This window comes from Methylobacterium sp. J-067, from assembly GCF_022829465.1.
GTDB classification, from domain to species: domain Bacteria; phylum Pseudomonadota; class Alphaproteobacteria; order Rhizobiales; family Beijerinckiaceae; genus Methylobacterium; species Methylobacterium litchii.
On sequence record NZ_JAKSXZ010000025.1, the window covers coordinates 48,170 to 69,531 of the forward strand.

20 protein-coding genes are annotated in these 21,362 nt (G+C 71.0%); 6 read left to right on the plus strand and 14 right to left on the minus strand.

All coding sequences use genetic code 11. From position 1 onward, the window contains the following. Nucleotides 1-4: 4 nt before the first annotated feature. The gene (locus tag MKK52_RS27075; protein WP_243951964.1) at nt 5-331 is read right to left on the minus strand and encodes a hypothetical protein; all 327 of its coding nucleotides are present in this window, start codon (nt 329-331) and stop codon (nt 5-7) included. Nucleotides 332-443: 112 nt separating this feature from the next. Continuing rightward, on the minus strand, nt 444-926 hold the full coding sequence (locus MKK52_RS01445; RefSeq protein ID WP_243951965.1) for an SRPBCC family protein: 483 nt from the start codon (nt 924-926) through the stop codon (nt 444-446). Nucleotides 927-1,114: 188 nt separating this feature from the next. On the opposite strand from MKK52_RS01445, the gene MKK52_RS01450 reads away from it, so the two are divergent. Together MKK52_RS01450 and MKK52_RS01455 are read left to right on the plus strand one after the other, a co-directional pair. Next, nucleotides 1,115-2,818: a lysine--tRNA ligase gene (locus MKK52_RS01450; RefSeq protein WP_243951966.1), complete on the plus strand. Its 1,704-nt coding sequence runs from the start codon at nt 1,115-1,117 to the stop codon at nt 2,816-2,818. Between the two features lie 85 nt (nt 2,819-2,903). Beyond that, nucleotides 2,904-3,452 (plus strand): c-type cytochrome, methanol metabolism-related, encoded by a 549-nt coding sequence (locus tag MKK52_RS01455; RefSeq protein WP_243951967.1) that lies wholly within the window; start codon nt 2,904-2,906, stop codon nt 3,450-3,452. A gap of 3 nt (nt 3,453-3,455) precedes the next feature. On the opposite strand, the gene MKK52_RS01460 is transcribed toward MKK52_RS01455, so the two are convergent. The 5 genes from MKK52_RS01460 to MKK52_RS01480 form a co-directional block, all read right to left on the minus strand. Next, nucleotides 3,456-3,779 (minus strand): type II toxin-antitoxin system PemK/MazF family toxin, encoded by a 324-nt coding sequence (locus tag MKK52_RS01460; RefSeq protein ID WP_243951968.1) that lies wholly within the window; start codon nt 3,777-3,779, stop codon nt 3,456-3,458. Further along, entirely contained in the window at nt 3,776-4,000 is a 225-nt protein-coding gene (locus MKK52_RS01465; protein ID WP_243951969.1) for an antitoxin MazE family protein, read from the minus strand. The genes MKK52_RS01460 and MKK52_RS01465 overlap by 4 nt, the downstream gene beginning before the upstream one ends. Before the next feature lie 69 nt (nt 4,001-4,069). Further along, nucleotides 4,070-4,969 carry a transglutaminase family protein gene (locus MKK52_RS01470; protein WP_243951970.1) on the minus strand — a complete coding sequence of 300 codons (900 nt, stop codon included), beginning with the start codon at nt 4,967-4,969 and terminating at the stop codon, nt 4,070-4,072. 34 nt (nt 4,970-5,003) lie between these two features. Next, entirely contained in the window at nt 5,004-7,532 is a 2,529-nt protein-coding gene (locus MKK52_RS01475) for a circularly permuted type 2 ATP-grasp protein (RefSeq protein WP_243951971.1), read from the minus strand. After that, entirely contained in the window at nt 7,529-10,795 is a 3,267-nt protein-coding gene (locus MKK52_RS01480; protein WP_243951972.1) for a DUF2126 domain-containing protein, read from the minus strand. Before MKK52_RS01480 ends, MKK52_RS01475 begins: the two co-directional genes overlap by 4 nt. Before the next feature lie 205 nt (nt 10,796-11,000). Here MKK52_RS01480 and MKK52_RS01485 point away from each other — a divergent pair, with 205 nt between their 5' ends. Continuing rightward, a complete protein-coding gene (locus tag MKK52_RS01485) occupies nt 11,001-12,185 on the plus strand; it encodes a putative zinc-binding metallopeptidase (protein ID WP_243951973.1) in 1,185 nt (394 codons plus the stop codon). Nucleotides 12,186-12,192: 7 nt separating this feature from the next. Here the strand turns inward: MKK52_RS01485 and MKK52_RS01490 are convergent, their stop codons facing one another. The 3 genes from MKK52_RS01490 to mntR are packed head-to-tail and all read right to left on the minus strand — an operon-like array spanning nt 12,193 to nt 13,310. Beyond that, entirely contained in the window at nt 12,193-12,552 is a 360-nt protein-coding gene (locus tag MKK52_RS01490; protein WP_243951974.1) for a DUF6883 domain-containing protein, read from the minus strand. Continuing rightward, nucleotides 12,549-12,812 (minus strand): DUF4926 domain-containing protein, encoded by a 264-nt coding sequence (locus tag MKK52_RS01495; protein ID WP_243951975.1) that lies wholly within the window; start codon nt 12,810-12,812, stop codon nt 12,549-12,551. The genes MKK52_RS01490 and MKK52_RS01495 overlap by 4 nt, the downstream gene beginning before the upstream one ends. Before the next feature lie 39 nt (nt 12,813-12,851). Beyond that, complete coding sequence (gene mntR, locus MKK52_RS01500; RefSeq protein WP_243951976.1) at nt 12,852-13,310, minus strand: manganese-binding transcriptional regulator MntR; 459 nt, start codon at nt 13,308-13,310, stop codon at nt 12,852-12,854. A 140-nt stretch (nt 13,311-13,450) separates the two neighbouring features. On the opposite strand from mntR, the gene MKK52_RS01505 reads away from it, so the two are divergent. Further along, complete coding sequence (locus tag MKK52_RS01505) at nt 13,451-14,779, plus strand: Nramp family divalent metal transporter (RefSeq protein ID WP_243951977.1); 1,329 nt, start codon at nt 13,451-13,453, stop codon at nt 14,777-14,779. On the opposite strand, the gene MKK52_RS01510 is transcribed toward MKK52_RS01505, so the two are convergent. Then, nucleotides 14,776-16,758 (minus strand): acyl CoA:acetate/3-ketoacid CoA transferase, encoded by a 1,983-nt coding sequence (locus MKK52_RS01510; RefSeq protein ID WP_243951978.1) that lies wholly within the window; start codon nt 16,756-16,758, stop codon nt 14,776-14,778. The two genes, MKK52_RS01505 and MKK52_RS01510, sit on opposite strands and share 4 nt — an antisense overlap. Before the next feature lie 272 nt (nt 16,759-17,030). Continuing rightward, nucleotides 17,031-18,719, minus strand: coding sequence for a thiamine pyrophosphate-binding protein (locus MKK52_RS01515; RefSeq protein WP_313898720.1), 1,689 nt, complete (start codon nt 18,717-18,719; stop codon nt 17,031-17,033). 170 nt (nt 18,720-18,889) lie between these two features. Here MKK52_RS01515 and MKK52_RS01520 point away from each other — a divergent pair, with 170 nt between their 5' ends. Both MKK52_RS01520 and MKK52_RS01525 read left to right on the plus strand, forming a co-directional pair. Continuing rightward, nucleotides 18,890-19,150 (plus strand): type II toxin-antitoxin system HicA family toxin, encoded by a 261-nt coding sequence (locus MKK52_RS01520; RefSeq protein WP_243951980.1) that lies wholly within the window; start codon nt 18,890-18,892, stop codon nt 19,148-19,150. Continuing rightward, a complete protein-coding gene (locus MKK52_RS01525) occupies nt 19,147-19,476 on the plus strand; it encodes a type II toxin-antitoxin system HicB family antitoxin (RefSeq protein ID WP_243951981.1) in 330 nt (109 codons plus the stop codon). Before MKK52_RS01520 ends, MKK52_RS01525 begins: the two co-directional genes overlap by 4 nt. Nucleotides 19,477-19,532: 56 nt before the next feature. Here the strand turns inward: MKK52_RS01525 and MKK52_RS01530 are convergent, their stop codons facing one another. Next, nucleotides 19,533-20,417 carry a LysR substrate-binding domain-containing protein gene (locus tag MKK52_RS01530; protein WP_243951982.1) on the minus strand — a complete coding sequence of 295 codons (885 nt, stop codon included), beginning with the start codon at nt 20,415-20,417 and terminating at the stop codon, nt 19,533-19,535. Nucleotides 20,418-20,501: 84 nt separating this feature from the next. Continuing rightward, nucleotides 20,502-21,362: methyl-accepting chemotaxis protein (locus MKK52_RS01535; RefSeq protein WP_243951983.1), on the minus strand; the 861-nt coding region annotated here is incomplete at its 5' end.

Below are 21,362 nucleotides of genomic sequence, written 5' to 3' on the forward strand. Positions count from 1 at the left end.
GGGCCTACCGGTAACCGTAGCGCGACTTGGCGGCGGCGAGCAGGCCGCGCGCCTCGCCCTCGCGGCCGGCGCTGCAGGCGTCGGCGGCCCGCACGAGGTCGGCGTCGAACCGCTCGCCGACCGCCTTGTTCAGGTTCTCCGTGGCCACGTCGCTGGCGACGATCGCCCGGGTGCGGGCGATCTCCGGGCCGCAGCCCGTGCCGGTGGGGAGCACCGGCGGCGCGGGCGGGCCGCCCACGGGCACGACGGGTTCGCGCACCTTCGACTGGGACTGGCAGGCCCCGAGGGCGGCGACGGCGACGAGGACGAGGCAGAGACGGGACGCGGCCACGGCGGTCTTTCCTTCGCGCCGGGACCCTCCGGCGAGCCGGAGGGTTTTGGGCCGAGCGTGGCCGTGGGTCAATCCGAGGTCACGCTCTTGTTTGGCGACTACTTCGAGGCCGCTACTTGGACTTGTCGTCCAGAGCCTTCAGGCCGGAATCGTAGATCCCCTGGACCGCGTCCTTGGCCACGCTGTCCGGGGCGCCCTTGGCGTTGAAGGTGCCGCTCCACGTCACCTTGGAGCCGGACCCGTCCGGGGCCACCGAGAGCGTCGACTTGTAGTCGGACACCGGCAGCGGGCTCTCCAGGATCGTGTAGGTGTAGCTCATCACCTTGTCGTCGCGGGAGACCTGCTCCTCCTTGATGGTGCCGCCGCCCTTGAGGTTAAGCAGGCGGACCTTCTTGCCGTCCATCTCGGAGGGCGTGCACTTCTCGACGGCCGGGTGCCAGTTGCCGATGCCGCAGAAGTCGCCGATCGTCTGCCAGACCTTGGCCGGGGGCGCCGCGATGGTGGTCGACCGCTCCAGGTCGATCGCGTGGGCCGGGGCGGCGGCGGTGAAGGCGAGGGCCGCGATCGCGAGGGTGCGGCGGTTGAGGATGGACATGCGGGCAGTCTCCGTCCGTTTGTGTCAGCGCGGCTCAGGCCGCGGGGGCTTTCTCTGGCCGGGCCTGACGTAGGCGTATTCTCCGCCCCGGCAATGGGGGCACGGGCGATCCGCGCCCGCAGACGTTCCGCCGCGGCCCGATTCCCGGTATGGGATCGGTTTCCGAACGCTTCCGAACCCCGGACATCATGGCCGCCGCCCCGCCCGCCCTCACCCTCGACCCCGGCCTGATCGAGGTCGCCGCCACCGCCGCCGCGTGGCCCTTCGAGGAGGCGCGCAAGCTCGTCGCCCGGCTGGAGAAACTGGGCAAGAACGAGGTGCTGTTCGAGACCGGTTACGGCCCCTCGGGCCTGCCACATATCGGCACCTTCGGCGAGGTGGCCCGCACCTCCATGGTGCGCCACGCCTTCCGGGTGCTGACCCGCGACAGCGTGCCGACCCGGCTGATCGCCTTCTCGGACGACATGGACGGCCTGCGCAAGGTGCCGGACAACGTGCCGAACCGCGAGCTGCTTGCCGCCCACCTCAACCAGCCGCTGACCAAGGTGCCCGACCCGTTCGGCACCCATGACAGCTTCGGCGCGCACAACAACGCCGAACTCCGCCGCTTCCTCGACGCCTTCGGGTTCAGTTACGAGTTCCGCTCGGCCACCGAGTGCTACCGCGCCGGCCTGTTCGACGCGACGCTCCTGCGTGTGCTGGAGCGCTACGACGCGGTGATGGAGATCATGCTCCCGTCCCTGCGGGCCGAGCGCTCGGCGAGCTACTCGCCGTTCCTGCCGCTCCACCCCGTCACCGGCCACGTGATGCAGGTGCCGATCGACGAGGTGCGGGCCGACAAGGGCACCATCGTGTGGCGCGATCCTGCCACGGGCGAGGGTTACGAGACCCCGGTGACCGGGGGCCACGCCAAGCTGCAATGGAAGCCCGACTGGGCGATGCGCTGGGTGGCGCTCGGCGTCGATTACGAGATGGCCGGCAAGGACCTGATCGACTCGGTGAAGCTCTCGGGCAAGATCGCCAAGGCGCTCGGCGGCGAGCCGCCCGAAGGCTTCAACTACGAACTGTTCCTCGACGAGAAGGGCCAGAAGATCTCGAAGTCGAAGGGCAACGGCCTGACGATCGACGAGTGGCTGAAGTACGGCACGCCGGATTCGCTGGCGCTGTTCATGTACACCAAGCCGCGCGAGGCCAAGCGCCTGTTCTTCGACGTGATCCCGCGCCACGTCGATGAGTATATCGGCTTCCTCGACCGCTACGCCGGGCAGGACCCGAAGAACCGTCTCGGCAACCCGGTCTGGCACCTCCACGCCGGCGACCCGCCGGAGCCGGAAAAGGTCGAGGGCGCGAGCCTGACCTTCGCGATGCTCCTCAACCTCGCGGCGGTGGCCAACACCGAGGATCCGGCGGTGCTGTGGGGCTTCATCCGCCGCTACGCGCCGGGCGTCGGGCCGCAGACCCATCCGGGCCTCGACCGGCTGGTCGGCCACGCCCTCAAGTACTTTTCGGATTTCGTCCGCCCGGCCAAAGCCTACCGGGAGCCGACGCCGGAGGAGCGGGCGGCGTTGGAGGACCTCCACGCCGTGCTCGCCGAGCAGGCCGGCTCCACCGATCCGGAGGCCCTGCAGGCGGCGGTCTACGAGGTCGGCCGGCGGCATTTTCCGGATCTGTCGGGCAAGGCCAAGAGCCCGGACGGGCGCCCCGGCGTGTCGCAGGCGTGGTTCACGACCCTGTACAACGTGCTGTTCGGCGAGGCGCGCGGCCCCCGCTTCGGCTCCTTCGTCGCCCTCTACGGCGTCGCGGAGACCCGGGCGCTGATCGCCAAGGCGTTGTCGGGGGAGTTGAGCGCCGATCACCAAGTCTTCCTGGCTGGTTCACGCACGATAACTTGATCAACTGGCCACGGACTTCCCGCCGTACTCGCCTGTTGTCACGACGCTGCGCCTCAAGGCCAGTGCTGAGAACGGGAGGAACGGAATGCGCGGCATCGGCTGCATCGGCCTCGTATGCCTGCTGGCGGGCGCCCTGCCCGCCCTGGCGGCGACCCCGGCGGACCCGTCCGGCGGGGCGGATCTCAAGAGCCTCGGCTCGACCCAGCCGGCCAAGGTCCAGGACGGGCAATACACCGACAAGAACGGCGACCCGACCTACCACGTCACCGACGGCGGCAAGAAGGTCGATTGGTACACGATGTCGGGCTACCTCCGGTACAACGCCAACTGCATCGTCTGCCACGGCCCGGACGGCATGGGCTCGACCTACGCGCCGTCCCTGGTCGATGCCCTGAAGGGCATGGACTACGCGCATTTCGCCGGCATCATCGTCGGCGGCAAGAAGGACGTGAACGCCTCGCAGGAGCTGGTCATGCCGGCCTTTGGCGATAACCGGAACGTCATGTGCTACATGCCCGGCATCTACACCTACCTTCGCGCCCGGGCCGAAGGCGCGGTCGGCCGCAACCGGCCCCCCGAGCACGAGCCCAAGCCCGCCGCCTTCACCAAGGCGGAGGACGAGTGCATGAAGTGAGGGTCAGCCCAGGCCGAGGAACAGCACCAGCGAGCGGGTCACCGCCACCAGGGTGTCGTCATCGAGGCGGCCGATCCGGGCGCCGATCCTGTCGCGCTTGACCGTCATGACCTTGTCGACCTGCACCTGGGATGGCTTCTTGAGACCGTTCCGGGAGCTTGGCTGGATCGTCGGTCGGAGGAGCGGCGCGTCGATCAGGGTTCCCGACAGGAGCAGGACCGTCACCGTGTGGGTCTCGGGGAACTGATCGGATTGGATCACGAGGGCCGGGCGCGGCTTGCCGAAATCGCCCTGAAGCGCGACCGTGACGAGGTCGCCCCGTCTCACGGGTCTTGAGGATCCACGAGATTGGCCAGGGCCGCGTCGAGGAAATCGTCGAGTTCGACATCGGCCGCATCGGCGGCAGCGACCACGCGTGACTGGCGAAGGCATTCCTCGGCAAAGCCGGGGCGACGCGTGTCGGGGACCCAGATCTGGACCGGACGCAGTCCGGCAGCCCGCAACGCGTCCCGCCGCTTGCGCACTCTCATACTGACGGTTGTGGGCATCGGCTCACCTTCCACCGTTGCGTTACATGTAACACAAAGGTGGGTCGGTGACGAGTCTTTGGGGCTCTTTCACCCCACCAGGGCCAGATCCTGCATCTCGGTCTCGGGGATGACGTCCACCTCGACCTTGAGGCGCTGGCGGCCGGAGCCGCTGACGATGCCGTCGATCGGGGCGACGTCGTTGTAGTCGCGGCCCCGCGCTACCACGATGTGGTCGTCCTGCACGGCGCAGGCATTGGTCGGGTCGAGACCGTGCCACATCTGCCCGCACCACACCGCCACCCAGGCATGGCTCGCGTCGGCGCCGCGCAGGCGCGGGCGGCCGGGCGGCGGGACCGTGCGCAGGTAGCCGCTGACATAGGCCGCCGGCAGGCCCATGCCGCGCAGGGCCGCGATCATCACGTGGGCGAAGTCCTGGCAGACGCCGGCCCGGCCGGCGAAGGCCTCGGCGATCGGCGTGTGGACGTTGGTCGCCCGCGCGTCGAAGCGGAAGTCGGCGCGGATGCGCAGCATCAGGTCGTGGGCCGCGCCGTAGGCGCTGCGGCCGGGGGTGAAGCTCGGACGGGCATAGTCCGTGATGTCGCGCAGGATCGGCGCCCGGTCGCTCGGGAACAGGAAGTGGATCGGCGCCCGCCCCCCGATGTCGCGGGCGGCCACCGCCCCGTCGCGGACGCGCTCCCAGCCCAGGCCCTCCTCCGGCGCGGGCGGCGGCAGGCGCTCCACCCGCACCGTGGACAGGGCCTCGACGCTGAAGCTCGTATGCGGCGCCTCCAGGGTGATCGCCACCGACTCGATGCCGAAATAGTCCCGCCGGGTCACGGCACGGGTCGGGCTCGGATCGATGGTGACGGCGCTCGCCAGCACGCTCTGCCCCTCCCCGTCCGCCGGCTTGAGGCGCAGGGAGCAGCGGGCGAAGCTCACCGCCCGGCCGTAGCGGTAGGTGGTGCGGTGGCGCAGGGTGTAGATCATGCCGCGCCCGCGAATCCGGTGAGGAGGGCGGCCATCAGGCGAGGCCCGTCAGCTTTTCCTGACGGGGCGCGTGCGGCCAGGTCGGGAAATAGCGGGTGGCGATGCCGTCGGCGAGACGTTCGAGGTCGGTGCCGAGGGCGGCCAGGCGCACCGCGTCGAAATCCGCCGCCTCCCCCGCCCTCAGGTCGCCGAGGATCCGCCCCGCCAGCCGGCAATGGGGCTCGGGGATGCCGTCCGCCGACAGGGCGGGCAGTTCCGAGAGGTGGCGGACGATGGCCTCCATCTGGAAGGCGATCGAGCGCGGGTTGTAGGGGTCGAGGAGCACCATGTCCCGCACGGGGTCCAGGGCGGCACCCTGCATATAGCGGCGGCCGTAGCTGATCTGCGAATCCGCCAGGGCCAGCATCGTCCCGAGGCAGCCCGGCGTCGCCTCGTCGTTGGCGAAGGCCAGCGCGAAGGTGCAGGTGTTGATCGCCCGCTCGATCCGCCGGCCGAGTTCGGCGAAGTGCCAGCCCTCGGCCCGGCTGGTGTTCTCGTGGGCGAGCCCCGCCAGCGCCGCGAGGTGGCTGAGCGTCCGCTCGGCCCGCGTGGCGAGCTGCGATTCCGTGAAGGCGCGCTCCGTGTCGAGGGAGAGCAATTCCGACAGGTCGGCCAGCACCCGCCAGAGCTCACCGGACAGGCGCGCCCGCAGGGCGGCGGCGTTGCGGCGGGCGGAGGTGACGTGCGCCCGCGCCGAGCCCGGCTGGTCGCGCCCGCACAGGGCCTCCTGCGCCAGGGCGGCGGTGGGCAGGTCGGCGGCGCCGACGCAGGCCCATTCGTCGAGGAGGGCGCGGATCGCCAGGGCGGCGGGGGCGTCCGGCGAGCCGGAGATGTCGGCCCCCACCGCGTCGCCGACGCTGCGCAGATGCGCCAGGGTCAGGCGGGTGATGGCCTCCGCGCGCTCGGCGTAGCGCCCGAACCAGTACAGCCCGTCCGCCGCCCGGGCGGGGAGATGGCCCCCGATGCGCCGCACCCGGGGCGCCGCGTGCGAGCCGATGACCGGCGTGGCGATGGGCTCGTCGGACAGGACCCACACATCCGCCGAGCGGATGCCGAGGCGCAGTTCCAGGGGATCGATGTTGTCCCGCTCGGCCATCCGGCAGAACCCGCCGGGCATCACCGTCCAGCCGGCGGCGGTGCGCGCCGCGAAGACGCGCATCACGAAGGGGCGCGGCACGAGATAGAGCCCATCCGGGCCCCGCTCCCAGCCTGGCATGGTCGAGAACGGCGCGGGCTCCTGGGCGACGGTGTCGAAGGGGCGGTCGCGCAGGGCGTCCACCACCGCCGCCCGCCCGGCGGCGAGCGCCGAGGGGGCGAGCAGCGCGTCGCGCCCGGCCCCGCGCTGGGGCGTCGCGGCGGGGCGCAGGATCAGGTTGTCGAGGTTCGCCTGGACATGGGCGAGCCCTTCGAGGTCGCCGCACCACCACGCCTTGGGATGGGACAGGCGCAGGGGTTCGCCGAGTAGCCGCTGGCACAGGCCCTCAAGATACGGCGTCAGCGCCGCCGACTCCACGAGGCCGGAACCCGGCATGTTGGCCATCACCAGGGAGCCGTTGCGCAGGGCGTCGAGCACCCCCGGCACCCCGAGCCGCGAGGTCGCGTTCAGTTCCAGTGGATCGAGGTAATCGGCGTCGATCCGCCGCCACAGGGCGTCGGCGCGCTTGAGGCCGGAGACGGTGCGGACATGCAGCCGCCCGTCCTGCATGACGAGGTCGTCGCCCTCCACCAGCATCAGGCCGAGATAGCGGGCGAGCGCCGCCTGCTCGACATAGGTCGAGCTGTAGGGGCCCGAGGTCAGCAGGCAGATGCGCGGGTCGGCGCGCTCGGCGCCGAGCGCCAGCCCCTCCCGGAACGCCTGGAAGAAGCCGGGCAGGCGCTCGACATGCAGATCCTGGAAGAAATCCGGGAAGGTCCGGGCGAGGACCATGCGGTTCTCCAGCGCCCAGCCGAGGCCCGAGGGGGCCTGCGTCCGGTCGGCCAGCACCTGCCAGCGCCCGTCCGGGCCCCGCCCGAGATCGGCCGCGTAGAGCCGCAGGTGGTGGCCGCCGGAGGGCGCCACGCCGTGCAGCGGATGCAGGAAGTCCGGGCTGCCGGCCACGATGGCGGCGGGCAGGTGCCCGGTGGCGACGAGGTCCCCCGGCCCGTAGACGTCGGTGAGGATCGCCTCCATCAACTCGGCCCGCTGGATGAGGCCGGCGCGGAGCTCGCGCCACTCGCCCGCCTCGATCACCAGGGGCATGGAGCCCAGCGGCCAGGGATGCTCCCGCTGGTCCCCCGCGATGCGGAAGGAGATGCCCGCGTCGCGGATATGGCGCTCCGCCGAGACGAAGCGGGCCATGATCTCGGCCTCGGGCAACCCGCCGAGGCGTTCGAGCAGCCGCCGCCAGACCGCCCGGGGCTGCCCGTCCGGCCCGACGAACTCGTCGGGCAGGCCCGGCTGCGAACGATAGGAGGCGGTCCAGCGCGCGACCCGCTGCGCCGGACTCTCGCCCGGCTCGAGGCCGATCGCGAGCGCCGCGCTCATCGGGGCGCGGGTGTCCGCAGGTCGAGGGTCAGGGGGAACTCGGCGCTCCCCTCCTCGGCCGGCATGGCGACGCGGCCCGGCGTGTGGCCGTTCGGCTGGAACCGGGCGAGGCGGCGCCCCTCGGCCTCGTAGGCGTTGACGGGATGGGTCTCGTAGTTGCGCCCGCCCGGATGGGCGACATGGTAGCGGCAGCCGCCCAGCGAGCGCCCGCTCCACGTGTCCAGGATGTCGAAGGTGAGCGGCGAGTGGGCGGGGATCGTCGGGTGCAGCGACGAGGCCGGCTGCCACGCCTTGAAGCGCAGGCCCGCCACCGCCTCCCCGGCCCGGCCGGTGCTCGTCATGGGCAGGCGGCGGCCGTTGCACGCGACGACGTGCCGGCCGGGGACGAAGCCCTCGACCTTGACCTGCAGACGCTCGACCGAACTGTCGACGAAGCGCACGGTGCCCCCGCTCGTCCCTTCCTCGCCCATCACGTGCCAGGGCTCCAGGGCCTGGCGCAGTTCGAGCCGCACCCCGCCCTGCTCCACGGTGCCGAAGACCGGGAAGCGGAACAGGGCCTGCGCCTCGAACGCCGTGGGATCGAAATCGTAGCCCGCCCCGCGCAGGTCTGCCAGCACGTCGAGGAAGTCCGCCCAGAGGAAATGGGGGAGCATGAAGCGATCGTGCAGGCTCGTGCCCCAGCGGACACAGCCCCCCTGCTGCGGCTCCCGCCACAGCCACGCGACCAGCGCCCGCAACAACAACTGCTGCGCGAGGGACATGCGCGCATCCGGCGGCATCTCGAAGGCGCGGAACTCCAGCAGGCCGAGGCGGCCGGTGGGGCCGTCCGGCGAGTAGAGCTTATCGATGCAGATCTCGGCCCGGTGGGTGTTGCCGGTGACGTCGATCAGGATGTTGCGGAACAGCCGGTCGACCAGCCAGCGGGGGATGTTGGGCGTGTCCGGCGCCGGCACCTGCGCCAGGGCGATCTCCAACTCGTAGAGGCCGTCGTGGCGGCCCTCGTCGATGCGCGGCGCCTGGCTCGTTGGGCCGATGTAGAGGCCGGAGAACAGGTAGGACAAGGCCGGGTGGCGCTGCCAGTAGAGCACGATGCTCTTGAGCAAGTCCGGCCGCCGCAGGAACGGCGAATCGTCCGGCGTGACGCCGCCGAGGACCACGTGGTTGCCGCCGCCCGTGCCGGTGTGGCGGCCGTCCGTCATGAACTTCTCGGCGCCCAGCCGGGTCTGGCGGGCCTCCTCGTAGAGGTGGGTGGTGATGTCGACCGCCTCCCGCCAAGAGGCGGCCGGGTGGACGTTGATCTCGATGACGCCGGGATCGGGCGTGACCTTGATGAGCGACAGGCGCGGGTCGAAGGGCGGCTCGTAGCCCTCGACATGGATCGGCTGCTTCAGGTCGGCCGCCACGGCCTCGAGATGCGCCACGAGTTCGAGGTATTCGTCCGCCCGCTGGGTGGGGGGCATGAACACCCGGATCACCCCGTCGCGGGGCTCGACGGCCAGCGCTGTGCGCACGGCGACGCCGCTGATGCCCCCGCCGTTGGCGTGGGTCGCGGGCTTGCCCTCCGGCAGGGCGCCGCGGTCCTCCAGCGGGTCCTGCGGCTGGTAATAGGGGTAGTGCTCCGGCGGCACGTAGGGCAGCGAGGAGAGCGGCAGCCGGTAGCCCACGGGGGAATCGCCCGGCACGAGATGGGCGTGGCCACGCCCGAACTCCCAGGCCTCCGAGATCCAGACGCGGTCGGCATCGCCGTCCTTGCCGGTGGGCAGGCTCGCCAGCGGCAGCACGTAGCCCGCCGCCTCCCCGAGGCCGCGCTCGTAGACCCGCTTGATCCGGGCGTCGAACTCGACGGAGCCCGAGGTCGCCGCCGCGACCGTCACGTTCACGGGCAGTTCGGCGCGCTTCTTCTCCCAGATCTCCCCGTCCTCGAAGGCGGGGAAGACGAAGCGTTCGAGGCCGAGCCGGGCGGCGAGCGCCTCCGCGAAGGCCTTGGCCTGGGTGATCGTCGCCGTGCCGGTCCCGCCCTCGGGGGCGATCAGGGCGGCGTCACGCCAGACGGGCTGGCCGTCCTTGCGCCAGTAGAGGGCGAAGGCCCAGCGCGGCAGGCTTTCGCCGGGATACCACTTGCCCTGGCCGTAATGGAGCAGCCCCCCTGGCCCGAAACGGTCGCGAAGCCGCCGGATCAGCTGGTCGGCCAAGCCGCGCTTGGTCGGGCCGACGGCGGAGATGTTCCACTCGGGCGCCTCGAAGTCGTCGATCGAGACGAAGGTGGGCTCGCCGCCCATGGTCAGGCGCACGTCCTGCTTGGCGAGGTCGGCATCGACCTTTTCGCCGAGCCGGTCCATCGCCGTCCAGACATCCTCGGAATAGGGCTTCGTCACCCGCGGCGCCTCGGCCACGCGGCTGAGGCTCATGGCGAAGTCGAAGGTCGTCTCGGCGGGCTCGGCGAGGCCGGAGATCGGCGCGGCCGAGCGGTAATGCGGCGTGGCGGCGAGGGGAATGTGCCCCTCCCCCGTGAGCAGGCCGGAGGTGGCGTCCATGCCGACCCAGCCGGCGCCGGGGATGTAGACCTCCGCCCAGGCATGGAGGTCGGTGAAGTCCTGGGAGGCGCCGGTCGGGCCGTCCACGGCGGTGGTGTCGGGCACGAGCTGGATCAGGTAGCCGGAGACGAACCGGGCCGCGAGGCCGATCCGGCGCAGCACCTGCACCAGCAGCCACGCCGAATCGCGGCAGGAGCCGCTCTTCAGGGTCAGGGTCTCGGCGGGGGTCTGCACCCCCGGCTCCATGCGCACGCCGTAGGCGATCTCGCCCGCGATGAGCGCGTTGAGGGCCACGAGGAACAGGACGGTGTTGGTCTCCGCCGGCAGGCGGGCGAGCAGCGCCTCGATCTCCGGCCCGTCCGCATCGACGGGGACGAGATAGGGGGCGAGTTCCTCGCGCAGGTCCGGGTCGTAGGCGAAGCCCCGCGTCTGCGCGTAATCCTCCACGAAGAAGTCGAACGGGTTGATCACCGCCATCTCGGCGGTGAGATCGACCTCGATCCGCAGCTCGTCGGTCTTCTCGGGGAAGACGAGGCGGGCGAGCCAGTTGCCGCTCGGATCCTGCTGCCAGTTGATGAAGTGGTTCTGCGGCGTGACCTTCAGGGCGTAGGCGGGCACCTGCGTGCGCGCATGCGGCGCCGGCCGCAGGCGGATCACCTGGGGGCCGAGCCCGATCGGCCGGTCGTAGCGGTAATGCGTGACGTGGTGCAGGGCGACTTTGATCGACACGGGGGCTCCGTCACACAGGATGTCGCACACAGGATCTCGGACGGGTGGCGCGGACCGGACCCGGCACCCTCCGGTTATGCGGCAAGCCCACGTTGCAAAGCAATTTCCGTGCGGGGATGGTGGGCCCGCGCTCCGGCAGGAACTTTGCCTTACTCCTCCGCTTGACCGCGCGGGGCCGGCGTGCCGGCCCCTGGGACCCCGGACCATGAAGATCTTCCAGTGTCAGGCCTGCGACCAGCCGGTCACCTTCGAGGCGACCGGCTGCGAGAGCTGTGAGCGGCGCCTCGGCTATGTCTGCGCCCGGCACGAGGTCTCGGCGCTGGAGCCCGCCGGCTTCTCGGCGCATCCGCGGATGGGCGGCGCGCAGATCTTCCACGCCTATGCCGATTCCGGGCCGCGCTACCGCTATTGCCAGAACGCCGTCGGGAACGCCTGCAACTGGCTGGTGCCGGAGGGCAGCCCGGACATCTTCTGCACCTGCTGCCGCCACAACCGCGTGGTGCCCGACCTCACCCTGCCGTGGAACCTCGTCCGCTGGCGCCAGATCGAGGCGGCCAAGCACCGGCTGTTCTACTCGCTCTTGCGCCTCGAACTGCCGCTGGCCACCCGCGAGCAATACACGGACGGGCTCGCCTTCGACTTCCTGGCCGACCCCTCCGAGGTGAACGCCGCCGGGGCGCCCGTGCTGACGGGGCACATCAACGGCCTCATCACCATGAACATCGCGGAGGCGGACGACGTCGAGCGCGAGCGGCGCCGGATCCTGTTCGGCGAGCATTACCGCACCCTGCTCGGGCATTTCCGCCACGAGATCGGGCATTATTTCTGGTACCTGCTGGTGATGAACAGCCCGGTCGAGGAGACTTTCAGGGACCTGTTCGGGGACGAGCGGCGCAACTACGTCCAGGCCCTGCGGACCCATTACGCCGGGGGCGCCCCGCCCGATTGGGAGGGCAGCTACGTCTCGGCCTACGCCACCGCCCATCCGTGGGAGGATTTCGCCGAGACCTTCGCCCACTACCTGCACATCGTCGACACGATCGAGACCGCCTCGACCTTCGAGCTGCATGTGCGGCCGCGCCTGCGCCATGGCCCCCAGGCGCCGACGGTGATCGATTTCGACCCCTACGACACGGCCGACCTCGACCGGCTGATCGAGGCGTGGCTGCCGCTGACCTACGCGGTGAATTCCCTGTCGAGCAGCATGGGCCAGCCGGCGCTCTACCCGTTCAAGCTGACGCCGGCGGTGATCGCCAAGCTCGCCTTCGTCCACGAGCGCATCTACTCCGCCCGGGTCGGCGTGATGCCCACCCCCGACGAGGCCGAGGCGGACATCCTCCGCGCGGTCATCACCGGCCTCCGCCAGAAGGTCGCCGCGCCGACAGTGTGAGGGGGGATCACTGACGCGGGCGCGGAAGCGGCTTCAGGGTGATGAAGCGGGCCGTCCTCGACGCGTCGGCCTCATCGACTTGCCAGACGGTCCTGACCCGAGGGGCGGGTCCCCTAACGGCGGCCAAGGGCCCTTCGAAGTAGAGCTTCACGGCCCGGTGCGCCTGCACCCAGCCCCGAAAGTTGCTGTGCCGGCTATGGTCGAACAGAGCCCGGGTCAGGTCGTCCGGCTTGCCGGGTTCGAAGCCGAATGCCGCGAGAAAACGACACTTCGCGGCGCCATCCCTGTGATCGGGGTTGAGCAGGTAGTCCGTAATCTTGGCCGGGGCGATGTGAAACCTTCGCGGCCACTCGTCCCAATCCGTCACCTCGCCGCGCGCTCCACGAGGCGTAGGGCGGCGGCATCGACAGTCGCGAGTGTATCAACCGGATCGGTGAACTCGACTTCGAAGGCCTCGCCATCGGCGTAGATCGCCACGACGGTTCCGGTGGCGCCTTCCGGCACCACTAGGTCGTCATCCCCCGCGACGGGCCGGAGCACACGCACGCGGTCGAGTTCGCGCACGGGCTCGTCGAGTCCGCGGTCGCCGTAAGCAGGCGTCGTCGATGTCGTCAGCCGTACACCCATGCCGCGGAGAATAATCCTTCCCCGGCCGAATGCAACGCGTCACCCCCGCCGCCCCTCGGCAAAGGCCCGGAACGCCTCCAGCGTCTCGGCGCTGACATGGTGCTCGATGCCCTCGGCGTCGCGGCGGGCGGTCTCGGGGCTGACGCCGAGGGCGCAGAGGAAGCGCTCCACGATGCGGTGGCGCTCCCGCGCCTCGCCCGCGAGCCGCTTGCCGGCTTCCGTCAGGAACACCCCGCGATAGGGCCGCTGCTGCACCAGCCCCTCGTCGCACAGGCGCTTCAGCATCTTGGCGACGGTCGGCTGCGCCACCCCGAGGCGGGCCGCGATGTCCACCTGCCGCGCCTCGCCGCCGTCGCCGATCAGGTCGTCGATCAGCTCGACGTAATCCTCGACCAGTTCCAGCCGCCGCGCCTCGCGCGCCTGCCGGAAGCTCTCGACATGGCGCTCGGGATCGACGAGCGCGGTCTCGTTCCGGCCGGAGGAGTCCGCTTCCTGCATCCGATCGCCTCCGTCCGAGCCCCACCCCGTCCTTAGAGCGAGCGCCAAGCCCGTTGCAATCCGCCAAGCCGGTGAAAGCCCTTGCCGCGAGCCTCGGCTTTTCTATATAGCCGATGCTATACGAAGAGGATTGGACGGGCATGGCGGCAGGCGATCTCGCCGTGGCGGAGAAGCGGGCCGAGGGCGCGCTCAGCCGTTCGACGGAGGACGGCATCCGCGCCGTGCTCGATGGGCGGCCGGGCGGGCGCGCCCGGTTCCTGCTCTTCGCGGGGCCGGCGGTGACGGCCTCCATCGCCTACATGGACCCCGGCAACTTCGCGACGAACATCCAGGCCGGCGCCCGCTACGGCTACAGCCTGCTCTGGGTGGTGCTGGCGGCGAACCTGACCGCGATGCTGTTCCAGGCCCTCTCGGCCCGGCTCGGGATCGTCACCGGCAAGCATCTCGCCGAGCATTGCCGCGAGGCCATGCCCCGCCCCTGGCGGCTGGCCGCCTGGGGCGTCAGCGAGATCGCGGCGATGGCGACCGACCTCGCAGAGTTCCTGGGCGGGGCCATCGGCCTGTCGCTCCTCGCCGGCATCCCGCTGATGGCGGGGATGGCGATCACGGCGGTGGTCACCTACGCGATCCTGATGCTGGAGAACCGGGGGTTCCGGCCGCTGGAGATCGCCATCGGCGCGATGGTCGGCACGATCGGGCTCTGCTACGCGGCGGAATTGCTGATCGCCCCCGTCGCCTGGGGCGAGGCGGCCAAGGGGCTCGTCACCCCGAGGATTCCCGACGCCGAGGCCCTGACCATCGCGGTCGGGATCATCGGCGCCACGGTGATGCCCCACGCCCTGTTCCTGCATTCCGGCCTGACCCAGGGGCGCGGCGCCCCGCGCAACGAGGCCGACCGCCGTCTCCTCGTGCGCTTCTCCGACCGGGAGGTGCTGATCGCCCTGGCGCTGGCGGGCCTCGTCAACATGGCGATGGTGATCACGGCGGCCTCGGCCTTCCATGCCGGCCACAGCGAGGTGGCCGAGATCCAGGAGGCGTACAAGACGCTGACGCCCCTGCTCGGCCCGGCGGCGGCGGGGGCCTTCCTCGTCTCGCTCATCGCCTCGGGCGTGTCGTCCTCGGTGGTGGGCACGCTGGCCGGGCAGATGGTGATGCAGGGCTTCACCGGCTGGCGGATTCCCCTCCTCGTCCGCCGCCTCGCCACCATGGTCCCGGCCTTCGTCGTGGTCGCGGCGGGGGTCGATCCGACGCGGGCGCTGGTGCTGAGCCAGGTGGTGCTGTCGCTCGCCCTGCCGGTACCGATGATCGCCCTCGTGGTGTTCACGAGCCGGACCAGCGTGATGGGGTCCTTCGCCAACGGACCCTGGACCAGGGCCGCCGCCACCGCCGGGGCGGCGGTGGTGCTGGCGCTCAACGTGGTGCTGCTCGCCCAGGCGTTCGGGGTGCCGGTGCCGGGGTTGGCGGATTAGGCCGCCGACGCGACGGCGGGGGAGATGCGCTTGCGGGCCTTCCGGTCCTCCGTGCTGCTGACGAAGGCCTGTGCCTCCTCCTTGCGCTCGAAGACGTGCGGCGCCACCCCGCGCTTCGTCAGGGCCTCCTCCATCTTCAGGCGCAGGAAGGCGCTCGTCGCGTAGCGGGTGGTGGTCGCGTAGTAGTTCGCCTGGAGATACTGGATCATCCCGGCGTAATCGTCGACGAGGTTGTCGTTCAGGCGGAACCCGTCGTGGTTGATCACGGCGTTGACCCGCTGGCCCGCCTTCCGGCACGCGTCCACGATGGTGAGGCGCAACTCGTCCATGTCGCCCTTCACCCGGCAGTACCAGCCTTCCAGGTTGACGAAGAGGATGTTGCGCTCGCCGTCGTAGCTCACCCGCGACTTCAGATCGAGGTTGAGCAGGTCGGAGGCCAGCTCCATCGGCTCCTCGCGAAAGATGCGCGGGTCCATCGGCACGGGGCTGCGCACTACGGGGGCGAAATCCATGTGGGCGAGGATGTCGCGCTCGACGTCGATGCCCGGCGCCACCTCGATCAGTTCCAGCCCCTCCGGCGTCAATTGGAAGACGCAGCGCTCCGTCACGTAGAGCACCGGTTGCGAGCGCTGCACGGCGTAGGGGCCGGAGAAGGTGTTCTGCTGCACCGCCGTCACGAACTTGCGCGCCCGGCCCTCCGTGACGATGCGCAACTGCCCGTCCTCGACGGCGATCTCCAGCCCGCCGGCGGTGAAGGTGCCTGCGAAGACCACGGTGCGGGCGTTCTGCGAGATGTTGATGAAGCCGCCGCAGCCGTTCAGCTTGCCGCCGAACTTCGAGGTGTTGACGTTGCCGAGGGCGTCGCACTCGGCCATGCCGAGGCAGGTCATGTCGAGGCCGCCGCCGTCGTAGAAGTCGAACATCTGGTTCTGGTCGATGATGCAGTCGGCGTTCGTGGCCGCGCCGAAGCTCGACCCCGAGGCGAGGACGCCGCCCACCGCCCCCGCCTCGGTGGTGAGGGTGATGTAGGGGGTGACCTTCTCCTCGTTCGCCACCGAGGAGATGCCCTCCGGCGCGCCGACGCCGAGGTTCACGACGCCGTTCGGCGGCAGTTCGAAGGCCGCCCGGCGGGCGATGATCTTGCGCTCGTTCAGCGGCATCCGCTTGATGCCGGTGACCGGCACCCGGATCTCGCCCGCGAGCGCCGCGTCGTGCATGACGCCGTAGTTCATGCGGTGCATCTCGGGCTCGGCGACCACGACGCAATCCACGAGGATGCCCGGCACCCGCACGTCCTTGGGCAGCAGGTAGCCGTCATCGACGATGCGCTCGACCTGCGCGATGACGATGCCGCCGTTGTTGCGCGCGGCCATCGCCTGGGCGAGGCAGTCGAGCGTCAGCGCCTCCTTCTCGTAGGAGAGGTTGCCGGACGGGTCCGCCGAGGTGGCGCGGATGAAGGCCACGTCGATCTTGGTGGCGGTGTAGAACAGCCATTCCTCGCCATCGACCTCCACGAGCTTGACGATGTCGTCGGTGGTCAGGTCGTTGACCTTGCCGCCGCCATGGCGGGGATCGACGTAGGTCTGGAGCCCCACCTTCGAGAACAGGCCCGGCTGGCCGGCGGCGCAGGCGCGGTAGAGTTGCGAGATCACCCCCTGGGGCAGGTTGTAGCCGCGGATCAGGTTGTCCTGCGCGGCCTTGGCCACCTTCGGCATCCGCCCGAAATTGGCGGCGATCACCCGCGAGAGCAGGCCGTCGTGGTGCAGGCGCCCGGTGCCGAGCCCTTTGCTGTCGCCCGCGCCGGCCGTCATGATCAGGGTCAGGCCCCGGGGCGATCCGGTCTCGACGAAGCGCTTCTCCAGGGCGGCATGCAGCGCCTCCGGGATGCAGCTCTGCACGAAGCCCGTGGTGGTCACCACGTCGTTCACGCGGACCAGGGCGATGGCCTCGTCCGCGGAGATGACCTTGTTCTTCCTCATGGACCTGCCGATCCTCCCTGACATCCGGTCGGTGGGCGGGGTGGTCCCCGTCCGCCGGACGTGTCGTCGTGAGGCCGCGCGGCGCCTTGGAAGAATCCGCCGCGCGAATGACTGCATTCCGAATGCAATCGTCGTTGCGGCGCACCGTTGTTTTTCGCGTTGCACGAAACCGGGGCCTATTGCCCCGACAATACACCTATTCCGACCCAATGCGCCGCTGAAAAACTCTTCGACGCGCCGTCATAAAAATTGCGGAGCCGGGGCGCGAACCGTCACCCCGCCCGCACCACGACCTCAACGAGGTTCGCCCGGCCCGAGGCGATGCTGGCCTCGATGGCGGGCGCGATGTCGGCGGCGCGGGTGACGCGCCGCGCCGGCACGCCCATGGAGGCGGCGAGCGCTGGGAAGTCGATGCGCGGGTCGGTGAGGTCCATGGCGATGAAGCGGTTCGCCCGCGCCGAGGCGTAGTGCGACTGGCCCTTCATGAAGGTCTTGAGGATGTTGTACTCGGCGTTGTTGATCACCACGAAGGTGACGGGCAGCTTCTCGTGCGCGGCGGTCCAGAGGGCCTGGGGCGAATACATCGCCGCCCCGTCACCCACGACGCAGACCACCGGCGCCCGGTCGATGCCCAGCGAGAACCCCACCGCCGCCGGCATCCCCCAGCCCAGCACGCCCCCGCGCATCGCCGCGTATTGGTGGACGGAGGGGCTGTCGAGGAAGGTGCGCAGGTGGGTGAGCGTCGCGGGCGCCTCGTCGATGATCGGGGTCTGCGCGCCGACCGCGCGGGCGACCTCGCGGGCCGCCGCCAGGGGATCGATCACCGGATCCTCGAAGGCGGCGTCGGCCGCCGCGTGGAGCCTCCGGCGGCGTTCGGCCTGCGCGGCCACCGCCTGCTCGCGCAGCGCGGCGAAGGCCTCCGCCTGGTCGGCGAGGCGGGGGGCGAGGAGCGGCAGCAGCGCGTCCAGCGAGGCGCGGATGTCGCCCACCGTCGAGAGGGCGGTGGCGTAGGTGCGGCCGAGGTCGCGCACGTCGGCCGAGAGCTGGAACACGGCGGTGCCCGGCGGCACCGCCGAACCCTCCGAGTAGAGCACGGTGATGAGCGACTTGCCGCCGAGCGCGAAGACGGCGTCGTAGCGCCCGAGGATCGCCGCGATGGAATCGGCCCGGGTCGGCAGGTTGCCGGCCCAGAGGGGATGGCTCGTGGGGAACGGGATGTGGGCGGGCCAGGATGAGCCGTAGACCGGCGCGGCGAGCAGGTCGGCGAGTGCCACGGTCTGTGCGGCGGCGTCGGAGGAATCGATCTCGTCGCCCGCGATGAGGGCGAGGCGCCCCGGCGCCACGGCGGCGAGCTTCTCGGCCAGCCGGTCGAGGGAGCCCGCCACGGCTCGCTGGTCGATGGTCGAGGTCTCGCCGGCCGGGACGTCGGTCAGCGCGTCCATGACGTCCATGGGCAGGGAGAGGAAGACGGGCCCCGAGGGCGCGGCGGCGCAATCGTGGAAGGCCCGGCGCAGGAGGACCGGGATCTGGTCCGGGCGGGTCACCTCCCGGGCCCACTTCACCACCGGGTCGGCGATGGCGACGAGATCGCCCATCAGCAGCGGGTCAGTGAGGGCGTGGCGGGTGTCCTGCTGGCCGGCGGTGACGACGAGCGGCGTGCCCGAGACCTGGGAGTTCACGAGGCTGCCCATGCCGTGGCCGAGGCCGCCGGCGGTGTGGAGGTTGAGGAAGGCCGGGCGCCGGGCGCCCTGCGCGTAGCCGTCCGCCATGGCGACGGCGGTGGCCTCCTGCAGGGCGAGCACGTAGGCGACGTCCGTCGCCTCGGTGAGGGCGTCGATGAGGGGCAATTCGGTGGTGCCGGGATTGCCGAAGATGTAGCGCACGCCCTCGGAGCGCAGCACCTCCACCAGCAGTTCCGCGCCCCTGCGCCGCCCGGCGGCCTCGACGGTGGTGACGGTCATCATGGGTTCCCCAAAGCCGGCCCGAGGCTAGACCGGGGTTCCCAAAGGGCAAGCCCTTTGGTGGGGTCCAGGGGCAACGCCCCTGGGCATGGCAGGGCTTCGTTGTCCGCGTAGGATACCGGAACCGAGTCCGGCGGATGCTGGATTGTGATACTGAACGGTGATACTAAATGAGGCTCAGCGGGAGGCACCGCGCGACGCTCGAGGCGGTGTTCGCCGATCCGGTGCGGTCGGGCATCGTCTGGACCGACATCGAGGCTCTGATGGCGGCGTGCGGCGCGGAGATCGAGGAGGGACGGGGATCCCGCGTCAGGGTCGCCCTGAACGGCGTGCGCGCGGTGTTCCACCGGCCGCATCCGCAGAAGGAGACCGACAAGGGCGCGGTGAAGTCCGTCCGGCGCTTCCTGCTCGAGGCGGAGATTCGGCCATGACCACGATGCACTACAAGGGCTATGAAGCCGTCGTCGACTTCGATGAGGAGGCCGAGCTGTTCCATGGCGAGGTGCTGAACCTCCGCGACGTGATCACTTTCCAGGGCAGTTCCGCGGCCGAGCTGAAGCAGGCTTTGGCCGACAGCATCGAGGATTACCTCGCGTTCTGCGCCGAGCGCGGCGAGGAGCCGGAGAAGCCCTATTCCGGGCAGTTCGTCGTGCGGGTCCAACCCGGCCTGCACCGGGCCGTGGCGTCGGCCGCCCGGCGGGACGGCGTCAGCTTGAACAAATGGGTGGCGCGGACGCTGGAACGCGCCACGGGGTGAGACGCAGGGCGCGGCCCTGCACCCGCCAGAGGGCTCAGCCCTCTGGACACCCCGTCTCACGCGCGCAGCGTTTCGATGAGGTCGCGCACGAAGGGCGGCAGGGCGTCGAGGTCGCGCAGGCACAGGGTCAGGTCGCGGCGGGCCCAGGGATCGGAGAGGGGCACCACCGCGAGGGCAAGGCTGCGCGCCGCGCGGAGCGCCGTGCTCTCGGGCAGGATCGCGAGGCCGACCCGCGCCTCCACCAGCCGGCACACGGCGTCGAAGCCGCGCAGCTGCGCCCGCAGGCGCATCGGCCGCCCCGCCCGGGCCGCCTTCTCGACGAGGAAGCGGCTGATCGCGCTGCGGCGGTCGAGGCCCACGAGGTCGCGCTCCAGCACGTCGGCCAGGGCGACCTCCGCGCGGTCGGCCAGCGGATCGCCCCGCGCCGCCACGAGGACGAAGCGGTCCTCCCGGAACGGGAAGGTCGCGAGCCCCCCCGTGTCGACCGTGCCGGAGAGGAGCCCGAAATCCGCCGCGCCTTCCGCCACCAGCCCGACGATCTCGTCCGAGGTGCGCTCCTCGATCTCGACGGCGATGCCGGGATGCGAGGCGAGGAAATCCGCGAGGGGAGCCGGCAGGAATTCGATCAGCGCGTGGGTGTTGGCCACCACCCGGATCTGCCCGGCGGCGCCGCCGGAATAGGTCGCCATCTCCTCCCGCAGGCGCTCGGTGCCGGCGAGGATCGCGCGGGCGTGGCCGAGCAGCGCCCGTCCCGCCGCCGTGGGGCTCACCCCCTGCCGGCCCCGGACGAGCAGGGCCGTGCCGAGGCTGTCCTCCATCGCCCGGACCCGTGCCGAGGCGGCGGCGAGGGCGAGGTTGGCGCGCTGCGCTCCATGGGTGATGGAGCCGGCCTCCACCACGTGCCGGAACAGGCCGAGATCCACGAGGTCGAAACGGAACATCGCAGGGCTGTCCTTCCCCCGACGTCGCGAGTGCCGTCCCCGCCCGTGGGCGGGGACGCTTGTCGGGCAGGGACGCGGATGAAATCAAGCCGCGCGGACGGTGGTGAGGAAGCGCGCGACCTCGGCCGTCAGGTGCTCGGACTGGCGGGACAATTCGCCCGACGCCGACAGGACCTGCTGCGCCGCCGCGCCGGTATCCTCCGAGGCCCGCGCCACGCCCACGATGTTGCTCGTCACCTCCGAGGTGCCGGCCGAGGCCTGGGCCACGTTGCGCACGATCTCCTGCGTCGCCGCCCCCTGCTGCTCCACCGCCGCCGCGATGGACGTCGCCACGCTGTTGATCTCGCGGATCCGCCCCGTGATCGCGCCGATCGCCGACACCGCCTGATCCGTCACCCCCTGGATCTCGCCGATCTGGCTGCCGATCTCGTCGGTCGCCTTGGCGGTCTGGTTGGCCAGCTCCTTCACTTCCGCCGCGACCACGGCGAAGCCGCGGCCCGCCTCGCCCGCGCGGGCGGCCTCGATGGTCGCGTTCAGCGCGAGCAGGTTGGTCTGGCTCGCGATGTTCGAGATCAGCCCGACCATGTCGCCGATCCGCGCCGAGGTCTGGCGCAGGGCCTGGACCAGGGCGGCCGTCTGGTCGGCCTCGCCCACGGCGGCCTGGGCCAGCGTCGCCGAGCCGTGCACCTGCCGGCCGATCTCCTGCACCGAGGTGCCGAGTTCCTCCGCCGCCGCCGCGACGGTGCCGACGTTCGAGGCGGCCTCCTCGGCGGCCGCCGCGACGGTGGTCGATTGCGCGGCGGTCTCTCCGGCGGCGGAGCTCATCTGCTGGGCGGTCGCCTGCAACTCGGTGGCCGAGGAGGAGACCATGCCGACGATGCCGCCGACCGCCGCCTCGAACCCGTCGGCGAGCTCGACCATGGTGCGCTTGCGCTCGCGGGCGGC